The organism is Pseudoalteromonas undina, assembly GCF_000238275.3.
GTDB lineage: Bacteria > Pseudomonadota > Gammaproteobacteria > Enterobacterales > Alteromonadaceae > Pseudoalteromonas > Pseudoalteromonas undina.
Window position 1 is genome coordinate 863,233 of sequence record NZ_AHCF03000003.1, and the last position, 13,049, is coordinate 876,281.

11 protein-coding genes and 2 pseudogenes are annotated in these 13,049 nt (G+C 38.8%); 7 read left to right on the forward strand and 6 right to left on the reverse strand.

Annotated features, from left to right (window positions below; all coding sequences use genetic code 11):
- Positions 1-73: 73 nt before the first annotated feature.
- The 3 genes and pseudogenes from PUND_RS07690 to PUND_RS07700 all read right to left on the reverse strand — a co-directional run bounded on the left by PUND_RS07690 (position 74) and on the right by PUND_RS07700 (position 3,641).
- Positions 74-1,984, reverse strand: coding sequence for an aminotransferase class V-fold PLP-dependent enzyme (locus PUND_RS07690; protein ID WP_010388398.1), 1,911 nt, complete (start codon positions 1,982-1,984; stop codon positions 74-76).
- A 221-nt stretch (positions 1,985-2,205) separates the two neighbouring features.
- Positions 2,206-2,424: pseudogene (locus PUND_RS07695) on the reverse strand (endonuclease III); the annotation flags it as partial.
- 143 nt (positions 2,425-2,567) lie between these two features.
- Positions 2,568-3,641, reverse strand: coding sequence for a DUF418 domain-containing protein (locus PUND_RS07700; RefSeq protein WP_010388400.1), 1,074 nt, complete (start codon positions 3,639-3,641; stop codon positions 2,568-2,570).
- Positions 3,642-3,730: 89 nt separating this feature from the next.
- Between PUND_RS07700 and PUND_RS07705 the strand changes: the two genes are divergently transcribed.
- Positions 3,731-4,285, forward strand: coding sequence for a TetR/AcrR family transcriptional regulator (locus tag PUND_RS07705; protein WP_010388401.1), 555 nt, complete (start codon positions 3,731-3,733; stop codon positions 4,283-4,285).
- 282 nt (positions 4,286-4,567) lie between these two features.
- Here the strand turns inward: PUND_RS07705 and PUND_RS07710 are convergent.
- A pseudogene (locus PUND_RS07710) lies at positions 4,568-4,816 on the reverse strand (endonuclease III); the annotation flags it as partial.
- A gap of 306 nt (positions 4,817-5,122) precedes the next feature.
- Here PUND_RS07710 and PUND_RS07715 point away from each other — a divergent pair.
- Both PUND_RS07715 and PUND_RS07720 read left to right on the forward strand, forming a co-directional pair.
- Positions 5,123-5,875, forward strand: a complete 753-nt coding sequence (locus PUND_RS07715) for a hypothetical protein (RefSeq protein WP_010388403.1) — start codon at positions 5,123-5,125, stop codon at positions 5,873-5,875.
- 107 nt (positions 5,876-5,982) lie between these two features.
- Entirely contained in the window at positions 5,983-6,561 is a 579-nt protein-coding gene (locus PUND_RS07720) for a GNAT family N-acetyltransferase (RefSeq protein WP_010388404.1), read from the forward strand.
- A 193-nt stretch (positions 6,562-6,754) separates the two neighbouring features.
- On the opposite strand, the gene PUND_RS07725 is transcribed toward PUND_RS07720, so the two are convergent.
- Entirely contained in the window at positions 6,755-8,152 is a 1,398-nt protein-coding gene (locus PUND_RS07725) for a heavy metal sensor histidine kinase (RefSeq protein ID WP_010388405.1), read from the reverse strand.
- The gene (locus PUND_RS07730) at positions 8,142-8,828 is read right to left on the reverse strand and encodes a heavy metal response regulator transcription factor (protein WP_010388408.1); all 687 of its coding nucleotides are present in this window, start codon (positions 8,826-8,828) and stop codon (positions 8,142-8,144) included. The genes PUND_RS07725 and PUND_RS07730 overlap by 11 nt, the downstream gene beginning before the upstream one ends.
- A gap of 166 nt (positions 8,829-8,994) precedes the next feature.
- Between PUND_RS07730 and PUND_RS07735 the strand changes: the two genes are divergently transcribed.
- The 4 genes from PUND_RS07735 to PUND_RS07750 are packed head-to-tail and all read left to right on the forward strand — an operon-like array spanning position 8,995 to position 13,028.
- Positions 8,995-10,818 (forward strand): copper resistance system multicopper oxidase, encoded by a 1,824-nt coding sequence (locus PUND_RS07735; RefSeq protein ID WP_010388409.1) that lies wholly within the window; start codon positions 8,995-8,997, stop codon positions 10,816-10,818.
- A complete protein-coding gene (locus tag PUND_RS07740; protein WP_002963237.1) occupies positions 10,815-11,678 on the forward strand; it encodes a copper resistance protein B in 864 nt (287 codons plus the stop codon). Before PUND_RS07735 ends, PUND_RS07740 begins: the two co-directional genes overlap by 4 nt.
- Before the next feature lie 22 nt (positions 11,679-11,700).
- A complete protein-coding gene (locus PUND_RS07745; protein ID WP_010388411.1) occupies positions 11,701-12,108 on the forward strand; it encodes a copper resistance CopC family protein in 408 nt (135 codons plus the stop codon).
- An 11-nt stretch (positions 12,109-12,119) separates the two neighbouring features.
- The gene (locus PUND_RS07750) at positions 12,120-13,028 is read left to right on the forward strand and encodes a copper resistance D family protein (RefSeq protein ID WP_010388414.1); all 909 of its coding nucleotides are present in this window, start codon (positions 12,120-12,122) and stop codon (positions 13,026-13,028) included.
- The last annotated feature ends 21 nt before the right edge of the window (positions 13,029-13,049 follow it).

The window sequence follows — 13,049 nt, forward strand, 5'->3', positions numbered from 1 at the left end:
TTCTACTAAACAGCAATATCATGTGATATTGCTGTTTAGTTATAAGGAGTTCAACTCTATTAAAATATACTTTTTACTTATTAGCTTTGCCCTTAAGAACATAGATTTCGCCATCAAAACTGCCTTGAATTGTTAATCCTTGTCCTGCAAGCTCCTTAAGATAGTCTACATGCTCTTGTGTAATATGTTGCCCCGGAACCAAAAGCGGAATGCCTGGCGGATAGGGCGTAACTAAACCGGCACAAATACGGTTGTTACTTTTACCGATAGGCACAGATTCGCGCTCGCCATAAAAAGCTTCGCTTGGAATACAGGCTAAGTCTATAGCTGGTAGGTTTTCCGGTAAGCGAGAACGTCGCGTCGATGTGGCTAGTTTTACCTTGCCACTATCGAGTTTTTTCAACGCATTGTATAAACGAATGATCTTCGAACGCGTGCCGCCAAGAGTCAGTAACACCAAAATGGTACTGTGGGTGTATTTTTCTATTTCTAGGCCAATTTCATCGAGAAGGTATTTATGAATATCTTTTAATGAATAGGGTAATTCGCTAATATCGATGAGAATTTTTAGCGGATCGTGACCCATGTTATCACCACTAAAGTGTGGAAATATTTCCATAAAATCTTGTTTACCAAGCACTTTAATTTGTTTGAGTGAAGCCATCTGTTGTTTAAATTCTTCCACATGGTTCAACAAAGCATTGAGTAACTTATAGCCTTCCATCTCCAATTGCTTTTGGCACACATCAAGCGACGCGATAAGCTGATATTTCGGCGATGTACTGGCATAAATACTGTAAATCTCGCGAAAGAAATCAGCATCGAAATCAGGATCGTTAACATGAATATAAGACGCCTGAGAAAACGCCGATACCACTTTATGCGCTGAATGAGTAACATAATCAGCGCCAGCATGAATGGCGGAATAGTAACGTAAGCTTGGATGAAACAGCGAGTAAGCAAACCACGCTTCGTCGATAAACACCTTAATACCATGCTGATGAGCAAATTCAACTACCTGTTTGAGGTCGCTCAGTAGGCCATCGTAAGTACAACCGGTGAGAACCAGTAATTTTGCATCGGTATTTTGTTCTATTGCTTGTTTTATATCAGCCAATGACGGTGGCGCAAAAATCCCATATTTAGGATTTAAAATACTCGACAAATAAATGGGTAAACTGGCTGATTGCAAAATGCCATAGTGCACAGATTTATGGCAATTACGGTCAATAATCACTTTATCGCCCTTGCGAAGCAGTGTCTGCAAGATGATTTTATTTGAGGTAGATGACCCGTTGGTAACAAAATAGGTATGTTTCACTTCAAACGTTGCCGCAGCTGACTCTTGGGCACGGCCAATGGTATTGGTGCTATCTGATAATGAGCCTAACGAATCGACTGACACCGACAAGTCACCTACGAAGACATTACGGCCATAAAACTGATAAAAATCTTTAATATAAGGAGAATTTCTAAAGCTAGAACCGCCACTATGTCCTGGAGTGTGCCATGAATCATTCGACTCGCCAACATACCGGCGATACGCCGTCCAAAATGGGGTTTCTGAGCGATCATCGAAATCGTTAATCATATAACCTAAAATTGCTTCAGGGTCTGAGATTACTTCATCTTTAAAGAAGAAAGACTCAATCTCCTCCGACTCATTAACGATTTCTAGCCCTTTTGTATCATCGCCAATAACATAAACGGGCAACTCAAGGCGGATCCTCTTTAGTTGCTCGATAAAGCGGCTATACATTTTCTCGCCTACTTTATTTTGCACATCCCAACTAAGTACAACAGCTTGAATATCGCCATCTTCTTCAACACACTCAAGCGCTTCTTTAAGTTCAAGACGTTCGATAATATCAATATGAATATCGCTTCGCTCAAAATTAGCAATTGTTTTTGACAAATTCGTTGAAAGCTCTTTTAAGATGCTGGGGTCTTGCTCAATTAACAATATACGAAGTAAGGGTAACATAGATGGTCCGCACTATAATTTTATTTATGCTCAGTAGCATAACTAAAGGAATGATACTTGTGAAATTAATACTTTAAAAATGTGCCTATAACTGCTTTTAGTACGGGTGCAGATATAAGCGTTTATTTAATTAATTTGCAGTATAAGAAAGTGCAAGGTGCCAAGTTAGGCACCTGCATTAGGAAATTGTACGTGTTGATCGAAGAGCACTCGCCATATAGTTATTCAGTTTTACCTTTAAACTCACACAAGTCTTTAATAATACAGCTACCACACTTAGGTTTTCGGGCTACACAGGTATAGCGACCATGTAAAATGAGCCAGTGGAGTACATCGACTTTGAACTTTTTGGGCACTAGTTTTTCGAGCTTCTTTTCTACTTCAACAACGTTCTTACACATTGCAAACTTAGTAAGGTTTGAGTCGGCCAGCCGAAAGATAATAAAAGTAGATGCAAAAGGTAATACCTATAGGAGGCTTTTATTAACTTCCTGACTGTTACTATCGACATAGCATTATTTACTCTAATTAAACAGCTAACAGTCTCAATAGTTTTAGTTTTTTAAAACAATGTTTTGGCCTACTAAGTGCATTTTTTAAAAATCCATTCTAAAGGCCCGTGTTTAAAATACTTGAGCCAAAACACACTGAAAATTATGCTAATTATGCAAAAAACCAATGCGGAAAATATTGACAAGTCTATGGTTTGATTAACGAGTAAGCCAGTTGCCTCAAGAATTCCCATGCCAATAATGACATGTGCTACATACAGAGTTAACGTTAACTGCCCAGTTTTGCTTAGCCACTCAATTAACCGGTTGGTAGGAAATACACTTGCTAGTTTTAGAGAAACCAGCAAAACAAGAACGGCAGAGCTTGCAGCTGAAAACATATATTGTGGCAACGGCGGTATTATTGACGTGGTTAACAAAAACTCAATTTCATCTTTTGACATGCCAATAGACGGGTCATCTCCTGCCCACATTCTCAGCATATAGAAGCTTGCTTCTACAATAAGTAAAATACTTAAAGACCATGTAAACAAAGACTTCCTTACATTAGTATTGGATAAATCTTGTTTACCCAACCATATGCCAAATAGCAAGAAACCACACCATGGTAAAACTGGGTGATAACCATTAAAGAAAAGGTGTCTAATCACTCCTTCAGTTGTCCAAAAACCAGAATAACTAAGCTCAAGCCAATCCCATCCTTTTTCGTAATCAAAGAATAGCCACATTAATGGAAATGCAAAAACAAAACCGATAGATGCACTGAGCAGTTTCTTGCTGCTAAGAGTAAATAATAATGCAGCTATCAAAAAATAGAATGCATAGAATTTCAAGATGTCGGCTTCCCAAATAGGTGTAAAAGCCAAGCCAATCAAAAGTAGTAAAACAGACCTTTTTATCAAAGAGGTTCTTACTTGCTTGATGTGTTCAAGTGATCCACTGGTAACACATTTTTTAGTTAAAAACGCAATACCTATACCCGCTAATATAACAAACAAAGCCGAAGCCCGACCTTCGAATAGAGCCGCAAACTCTATTAATTGTGGTGTGCCAATATCGGCGTTCATGGCTAACTTAAAGTTGACAATAACCATACCAAAGAGCGCTAACGCTCTTGCAAAGTCAATACCGATTAGTCTATTCACTCTCTTGCTCCACAGAATTCATTTTTAACTTTTGAGACATTGCTGTATCATAATGGAACTTAATAGATGATACAAGGCTGTCTCATAAAATGGATGCAAGAACAAATAATTCGAGAAAAAAAATTATTCAATCGGGGTTAAAACTGTTTATTCAAAATGAGGATTCAACGCTAGTTGACGTGGCTAAAAGGGCTGAAGTTGGTAGAGCAACGGTGTACCGCCAATTTAAGCATAAGGAAGCGCTTCAAGAAGAGATTGCGTTATATTGTTTAGACCGCTTTGACGAAGTAAATATGTCCGTTGAAAATAAAGCTAAAGACTCATTGGATGCTATTAGGCTTGTATTCGAAAATACTTTGCCGTTATACGAGGAATTCGCTTTTTTGCAAAAGTTCGAGAAGATGTTTCAGAAAAGTGAAAAGCTTCAAGTTCGTATGCAACAGCAAGATAACGAGATACGAGAATTGATAAAACTTGCGAAAGATGAGGGGTTATTAAGTAAGCACTTCTGTGTTGATTGGATTTTTTATTTTTTTGAAGGTTTATTGTACGCAGGTTACAAGATGAGTCATCTAGATAATTACAGTTCAGGTAAGGCAGCACATTTAGCTTTTTTATCGTTCAAGAGTGGGGTTGCTTCATAACCCCCTGCAAGAATATAGATGTAACATTAATTTACTGAAGACAGTTACTACGCCAGCATAACCCCTGAGCCATTCAACGAGCACACTTAGCTGCTAAAAGAAGTGAGTGAATCGTTATAAGTTTACTAGGCACATCTTGTGGTTAATTTATTTAAAAGATCAGTTTGCTACCTATCAGTTCTTTTTTGGGGGGAAATCGACACAACTTAAGCCAGCTATGTCGCAACTTGACACTGGGTAAGCCAAATCTAACGTCCGCTTTCGTACCTTAACAGGTGGGAGCTATTCAGTCTTATCTTTAAACTCACATAAATCTTCAATAATACAGCTGCCACATTTGGGCTTTCGTGCAGTACACACGTAGCGGCCATGTAAAATGAGCCAGTGGTGCACGTCTACTTTAAATTCTTTGGGGATAACTTTTTCGAGCTTTTGCTCAACCGCAACCACGTCTTTACCCATAGCAAGTTTAGTACGGTTCGATACACGGAATATGTGCGTGTCTACGGCAATGGTCGGCCAGCCAAAATATAATGAACGTAGAACGAAAATACTTACTTTTTCAAGACTGCTTTGAGCGAAAACCTGTCATTGATATTGAATAATATAAAAGTCAATTGGGTGATCAAACTCTGCTTTGCGCATATATTCACGAAAATGAGCGACGCGCGCATATTGTTCTATTTAACTTTACTTTAAATTTTGAGAAAACTTAGTGATAGTAATACCTTAGGTAATTTGTTAAAACTATATAAAATAGATAAATGAGCGTTAAGTCGGCAGAAATATGCGCGATGAGCGCACTATTAAATTGTTATGCATCAAGGAAAAGTTACTATGAATCAACTCGAAGGTTTTGGTTTAGGCCCTTTAGCAAAGACAAAGCTGAACGGGGGGCGTCTAAGTAATATTCCGGCTTACAAATTTTTACACAAAGAAGATCTTCGATATTGGCTGGAAGACAAAACAATTAAGATTGACAGCCTTCTCTCATTTTCAGGACAAGAGAATACAGGTGGTGTTGGTGATCCTTTAGAGATGGAAATTAAAGGAATTTCTGCCTTTGTAGAAAATGTCAACGATCCGATAACTAGTTTGATAGTTAATAACCTTAGATCGCTAGGAGTTGCTGACTTGAAGTGCGGGAATCGTATTACTATAGAAAACTTTACTACACGGAGGGCAAATCGTTTTATTTACTGCATGTCGAGTAGTATAAATGAAAACTTATATAAAAAATGGCATGAAGTCGAAGGTTATGACTCAATAATAAAGATCAAAGATATAGCCGCTTTTGTGAAAGCAATTCAGTTTGCTGATTATTATGACCAGCGCTTGCTTGGAGGGAGAGCCATATTTGATTGGGTTGAATATGTTGACATGCCTCCTGACCTATCAGTTGTAGATTTAACTGAATACAAATTTATTAAGGATAAAAACTCGTTTGAGTGGCAAACAGAATTACGCTTTTCTTGGCCAAATGGTCCCCAAGAAAACAATTTACCTTATTATTTACATATTCCAGATTTATGTGACCACTTAGAAGTAATAGATATACCAAATAGTTGGAAGAATAATAACAATGCATAACAAGTTGCTTAAACGGAAAAATAACAGTTGGCCATCGCTTCGCGATTATAGCCAACCATTATTTTCCGCTTAGCAAGGCGTTAGCTGGCAAAAGGAAATTGAGGCTTATGTGGACAGAAAAAAGCTTAATTGAAGGTCAATATGTTGCTCTTGAACCTCTTACTTTAGATCATGTTCCGGCATTGATTGAGGCAGTTAAAGACGGAGAGCATTGGAAGCTATGGTTCGCTAATGTACCAAGCCCAGAAAAGATGCATTGCTATGTCAGTGATGCAATCACTCAGATGCTTCTAGGTAATATCGCCTATGCGGTGAGAGACAGAGTGACTAATAAGATAGTAGGGTCGACTCGTTACTATGGAGTTGAGGATTCAAATAAACGGGCTTTGATTGGTTATACTTGGTATGCAAATTCGGCTAGGGGAACTCTGATAAATACAGAGTGTAAATATCTTCTCCTCAAACAGTTATTTGAGAGGTACGAGGCAATTGCAGTAGAGTTTCGAACTCATGTTTGCAATACAGCTTCTCGAAAAGCTATTGAACGGCTAGGTGCAAATCAAGACGGTATTTTACGCAACCATCAAATACTAAAGGATGGTTCTGTAAGGGACACGGTTGTTTATTCAATTATTGATTCAGAGTGGTCTGAAATTAAGCAAGGGTTGCTAAAAAAGCTCTGCTAACAAAGCGTTTAAGGCAGATTAGCAACGCGCGGTAATTTCGGTTTGGTTGAGTTTTTGTGTTTCTGGTGGCAAGGTTAAGTTTCGTATCAGCGTTGCTCACTACTTAACGCGGCGTTACCACTGTCTGCAAATGGCACTTAGCTGAACTTCGCCAAAGAGCTACAAGCAAACATTGAGTTATTGGTTTTAATAATTAGCTTTTAACTAAATTTAAATAAACTTTAAAGCTGGTAGTTTGATTATTTGAACTGACCTCTATATCTCCACCGTTTGCTTGCGCTAGAGCTTTAACTATTGCAAGCCCTAAACCTGCTCCGTCACTGTGTCGTTGCCGCGACTTATCAGGTCGATAAAAGCGGTCAAATAAATAAGGTAAATGCTCAGAAGGTATTCTCTCCCCTGTATTAATCACTGAAATGCATATTTTTTCAGCGGTGGTCATTTCACTGTTTACAGTGATTGATGAGCCTTTTGGAGCGTACCTAATTGCATTGGATAGTAAGTTTGATAATAATTGACGAAAGTGTAATTTGTCACAATAAAAACAAAGGTTTTGACCTTTTTTATTAAATGCAATCAATGAGTCTTCAGCCAAAGCGTCAAAATACTCAAATAACACTTCAATTTCATCATGGCTTTTTAGAGTGTTTTGAACTGGTTTAATTAGCCCGTTTTGAGTTTTGGCGAGCCAAAGCATATCACTAACCATTTTCGTTAATCGCTCGAGTTCTTCTAAGTTAGAAAATAATAATTCTTGATACTCTTCCAACTGCCTTTTTTTAGATAATCCAACCTGTGTTTGAGTAATTATATTCGTTAGTGGAGTTCGTAGTTCATGAGCAATATCACTAGAAAAATTTGATAAGCGAATAAATTCACCCTGGAGCCTGTCGAGCATTGAGTTAAACGACTGCACCATATTAACAAGCTCAATAGGCACTTTATTTTCATCGAGCCTTACATCCATTTTATTAGTTTGGATATCGTGTATTTTCTGACTTAAACCTCGTAAAGGGTTTAATCCTTGATGTACAGCAAACCAAGCCACCAATGAAATGAGTACCGCTGAGCCAAACATAATGGCCCAAAGGCTTTGTTGAAATTGATTGAGAAAGTGTAAATGAAAGCTCATGTCTATCGCTGTAGTAATTTTGTATTGCTGTTGCTCAGTACTTAAATTACTCACCAGAGCTCGGTAGGTGTGGGTATCATTTTGCCATGAGGTAATGTTGTTACGGTTAAAGCCAGTTGAAGCCTTAGCACTCATTACAAAATCACTAAAATCTCGTTCAGAGCTTTGAAAAATGAGATCTCCTTTTGCGGTATTTACCTGATAGTAAACACCGTGATGACCCGCTACAGCGTTAGATAATTCATTTTTAAATTTCAGGTTTGATTTATAGTGTTGTCTTAAAACTAATTCAATAGATTGATTAATAACATGCAGTTCACTACTATCTTGCTGGAAAAAATGATGTTTTATCGAACTATTTATTAAGGTGGCAACTAAAGTTAAGCACGCAATAACGGTTACAGCCACAAACAACACAACACGCATCGTAAGTGATAAAGGCCGTGACTTAATAGCCATCAGTTTCAACCTCTAATTTATAGCCCATACCGCGAACTGTATGAATTAATTTAATAGTAAAGTCATCATCAACTTTTGCTCTTAGCCTACGAATGGCAACATCAATCACATTGGTGTCGCTATCAAAATTCATATCCCATACTTGAGAAGCAATTAACGAACGTGGCAGTACTTCACCTTCGCGCCGTAACAATAGTTCAAGTAAGCTAAACTCTTTATTACTCAATAAAATACGCTTGCCTGCACGTTGTATTTTTCGCTTTGGAATATCCATTTCTAAATCAGCAACGATCAGTATATCGTCAACTGTTTGTACTGCACCACGGCGAATAAGAGTGCGTACTCTTGCTAAAACTTCAGCAAAAGCAAAAGGCTTTATTAAATAGTCATCAGCACCAAGTTCGAGCCCCTTTACTCTATCGTCTATGCTATCGCGAGCAGATAAAAATAGTACTGGGGTTTTGTTATCTGCTTCACGTAGCGACTGTAAAATTTTCCAACCGGATACGTCAGGTAACATGACATCAAGTATTATTACATCAAATAATTCGGTCATTGCTAGGTGATGACCGTCAAGACCATTGCGCGCCAAAGAAACCTGAAAACCAGCTTCACTTAGTCCCTGTTTTAAATAATCTCCCGTTTTTGCTTCATCTTCAACAACTAATAAGCGCATACAATTCCTTCATTAAAGTCCTAACAACTACCTCTGCAAATATTATGCAGTATCTGTCACTACAGCAACATGACACCAAGATTACAACTTTGTAATGTTCGCGTCATGTTGAAAACAGGTCTATTTTCTATACTCAATACATATTCTGCTATGAAGGAGTAAGGAAATGGGGTTTAAAAAGTCATCACAACAGGTTAGCACACCACGAAGACGATTTGTTCAAGGCTTAATTGCAGGAGGTGTACTTGCTGCTTTTCCGAGTGTATTACATGCTGCATCATCTTTAGTAGCAGGAACAATAACAGGCACTGTGCCCGAACTTAGCGGCGAAGTAATTGATCTGGTTATAGATGAATCGCCGGTTAACTTTACTGGCGTAGTACGTATGGCGACAACTATCAATGGATCTATACCCGCTCCTACCTTGCGCCTCAAAGAAGGCGATGACGTTACTATTAGAGTAACAAATAAGTTATCAGTACCGAGTTCAATTCATTGGCATGGCATTATTTTACCGTATCAAATGGATGGCGTACCAGGTATCAGCTTTAAAGGCATTATGCCGGGCGAAACCTTTGTTTATAAATTTAAACTGCAACAAAGCGGTACATATTGGTATCACTCACATAGTGGCTTTCAAGAAATGACAGGCATGTACGGTGCATTAATTATTGAACCGCGAGAAAACGATATTATTAGTGCAGATAACGAGCATGTTATTCAATTATCTGATTGGACTGATGATGACCCAATGGCGCTGTTCCGTAAATTAAAAGTACAGAGTGATGTATTTAATTTCAATCAACCCACTGTCCCAGAGTTTTTCGATGACGTTTCAAGCAGCAGTATTTCAAATGCTCTACAGCGCCGAAAAATGTGGAATCAGATGCGAATGAATCCTACAGATTTAGCTGATTTATCTGCATCAGCAATGACTTTTTTAATGAACGGTAGTACTCCAATGGCAAACTGGCGTGGATTATTTAAAGTCGGTGAAAAGCTTAGGTTAAGGTTTATTAATGGCTCTAGTAATAGCTTTTTTGACGTGCGTATCCCCGAGTTAAAACTAACGGTTGTACAAGCAGATGGGCAAAACGTTGAACCAGTGACAGTTGATGAATTTAGATTCGGCCCTGGTGAAACCTACGACGTAATTGTTGAGCCTAAAAATGATGCCTATACGATTTTTGCTCAAAGTATGGATCGCTCTGGTTACGCAAAAGGAACTTTATCAAGCTCGCCTAATATTGATGCGCCAGTACCTGCACTTGACCCTGTTGAATGGTTAACGATGACCGATATGATGGGCAATATGACCCACGGCGGTGAGCACTCTGCAATGGCTGGTATGGCAGGCATGTCAGGTATGAACTCTAAAGAAATGGATCATAGCGCTATGGGCCACGGTGCAATGGCGATGGATCATAGCAAACATGGTATGTCTGAAAACCCATTAGCGGTTGCCAGCTCTAAAGTGCGTCATGCAAAAACGGAGTATGGAGCTTCAGTTGATATGCGCGTTGATATGCCTAGAACAAATCTTGATGATCCTGGTATTGGTTTACGTAAAAATGGTCGTCGTGTTTTAACACTTGCAGATTTACACTCACTTGAAGGGATCACTAACCAGCAAGAGCCAGAAGCTGAAATTGAGCTGCATTTAACCGGAAACATGGAGCGTTATAGCTGGTCATTTGATGGCTTAGAATTTGGTAAAAGCACGCCAGTGCATATGAAGCATAACCAACGTTTAAGAGTTATTTTACAAAACGATACCATGATGACGCACCCTATGCATTTGCATGGTATGTGGAGTGATTTAGAAAACGAGCAAGGTGATGTGCAAGTGCGACGTCATACGATACCTGTTCAACCCGCACAAAGAATCAGCTTTTTAACCACCCCTCACGATGTAGGTCGCTGGGCTTGGCATTGCCATTTATTATTCCATATGGATGCCGGTATGTTTAGAGAGGTAGTCGTATCATGAAACAATTAAAACTATCTAAATCATTAGGTTTATTAATGTTAACAGGGGCTTCATTAATTAGTTTCCCTTTATTAGCGCAAAGTGAAATGGCACAAATGAATAGCGCTAAGATGCAACCACAAGGAGGAAGTGCACCTAAAGATGCAAGAGACCCCCATGCTTACTCTGCGGGAACAACTTTAACAGAAGGCCCATATGCGCTTGAGGGCAATGAGCGATTAACACTCGCTGATGAGCATCCATTTTACGCATTACTAGGCGATCGTCTTGAATATAACGAGCAAGCAAACGCAGGTGTATTTGACTTACAAGCATGGTACGGCACTACCTTTGATCGATTGGTAATTAAAACCGAGGGTGATTTCAGCGAAGGAAGTATTGAAGAAAACCAAACCGATATTTTATGGGGTCACGCCGTATCAGCATATTGGGATACTCAAGCAGGTGTTCGTCTTGATTACAATAAAGAAGGTGAAAATCGGCAATGGTTGGCTTTTGGCTTACAAGGTTTAGCCCCTTATTGGTTTGAACTTGATATGACAGCATACGTAGGTGAGCGAGGCAATACCGCATTTACGTTAGAGGCAGAGTACGAACTATTACTCACGCAAAAGCTAATTATACAACCGCGAGCCGAAATTACACTTTATGGCAAAAACGATAAACAAAACGAACTTGGAAGTGGCCTATCAAGCAGCGCGATTGGCTTTAGGGTTCGTTATGAATTTACACGCCAGTTTGCGCCCTATATTGGCGTTGAATGGAGCAATAAATTTGGCAATACCGCCGACTATGCCACATCAAGTGGACAAAGTAGCAACAACACCGCATTTGTTACGGGTATTAAATTTTGGTTTTAATCATTTTAAATAAGAGGTAATTATGAAGTTTTTTAATTCTGCAGTAGCTATTTTAGGTTTAGTACTTACATTTTCCGCATCAGCGCATATATCACTCAAGCAATCAACACCTGCGCAAGAAGCCATGTTAATGAAAAGCCCAGAGCAACTTTCGTTAACTTTTGGTGGTGAAGTAAGGCTAGCAAAAGTCATCATCAAAGATGAAAAAAATAAATCAATAAACTTTGATTTCAAACCAAGCTCTACCCCAAGCACAGACTTTAGTTGGTCATTGCCGAGCTTAGTCCAAGGCACTTACACGGTTAAATGGACAGCACTGGGTGGTGATGGACATAAAATGACCGACACGTTTAGATTTATGGTACACAAAAGTGAATCGCATAAGATGATGCAAGTACAATCTAATACCCACAGCAAACATAATCATTAAGTAGCAACATAATGCAATTAAGTGAATGGTCAGTACTCTTACTATTATTAAAACTAGCAAGCTATATCGCAATTTCAGGGCTTGCGGGCACTTTATTAATGCGCTTTATGTGTGGCAACAGCAATGTTGCAGGGCATCACTTAATTAGCTTTTATCAGTTCTTAAAACGTTGGCAAATTACGTGTGTAGTTACAGGTAGTATTGCTGCACTTTTACAAGTACCAATAGAAGCTGGAGCAATGGCTGAATCAGGCTTTATGGGAATGTTTGACCCCTTTATGCTTGAAATTGTTTGGCAATCAGTCATAGGTGACCAAGCAACGTTTAGAATACCAGCGCTTATTATTGCTCTAATTAGCGCATGTATGTGGAGTGTGGAATCAGATGATAACGTAGCAGGTTATAAAAACGTTGCCGTTATACTAATCATGCTTGGGTTTATCGCTTATAGCTTCACTTTTACTGGGCACAGTGCAAATGAAAATGGGTTAGTGAAAAGTATTTTAACCTTTCACCTTATTGCCATTGCGAGCTGGTTAGGGTCATTGTGGCCGCTTTACAAAAGCTGCACTTTACTACCTACCAGTGAAGTAAAGCGGTTAATGCATTACTTTGGTCAACTCGCTATTGTTATTGTATTTGTACTACTTATTTCGGGCTTAACTCTGCTCCTGCAGTACCTAGAGTCATTTTCTGCATTGTTTACATCAAATTATGGGCAACTAATTTTATTAAAGCTGTTACTCGTCAGCGCGATGCTGTTACTAGGTGCATGGCATAAGCTTTTTTTAGTCCCGCAAATCACTCAACAACACCATATAAGTATATTAAAACGCTCGATCACTGTTGAAATATTAATTGCCCTATTTGTACTTATTACAACAAGTGTATTTACAACACTTGTTGGTCCGCCTATTTAACGATTAATAAAAAAGGAAAAT

Excerpts from the sequence above, each read along its gene's own strand:
- PUND_RS07690 (WP_010388398.1), bottom strand. The coding sequence starts at position 1,984 with ATGTTACCCTTACTTCGTATATTGTTAATTGAGCAAGACCCCAGCATC.
- PUND_RS07705 (WP_010388401.1), top strand. The coding sequence starts at position 3,731 with ATGGATGCAAGAACAAATAATTCGAGAAAAAAAATTATTCAATCGGGG.
- PUND_RS07715 (WP_010388403.1), top strand. The coding sequence starts at position 5,123 with ATGAATCAACTCGAAGGTTTTGGTTTAGGCCCTTTAGCAAAGACAAAG.
- PUND_RS07720 (WP_010388404.1), top strand. The coding sequence starts at position 5,983 with ATGTGGACAGAAAAAAGCTTAATTGAAGGTCAATATGTTGCTCTTGAA.
- PUND_RS07725 (WP_010388405.1), bottom strand. The coding sequence starts at position 8,152 with ATGGCTATTAAGTCACGGCCTTTATCACTTACGATGCGTGTTGTGTTG.
- PUND_RS07730 (WP_010388408.1), bottom strand. The coding sequence starts at position 8,828 with ATGCGCTTATTAGTTGTTGAAGATGAAGCAAAAACGGGAGATTATTTA.
- PUND_RS07735 (WP_010388409.1), top strand. The coding sequence starts at position 8,995 with ATGGGGTTTAAAAAGTCATCACAACAGGTTAGCACACCACGAAGACGA.
- PUND_RS07740 (WP_002963237.1), top strand. The coding sequence starts at position 10,815 with ATGAAACAATTAAAACTATCTAAATCATTAGGTTTATTAATGTTAACA.
- PUND_RS07745 (WP_010388411.1), top strand. The coding sequence starts at position 11,701 with ATGAAGTTTTTTAATTCTGCAGTAGCTATTTTAGGTTTAGTACTTACA.
- PUND_RS07750 (WP_010388414.1), top strand. The coding sequence starts at position 12,120 with ATGCAATTAAGTGAATGGTCAGTACTCTTACTATTATTAAAACTAGCA.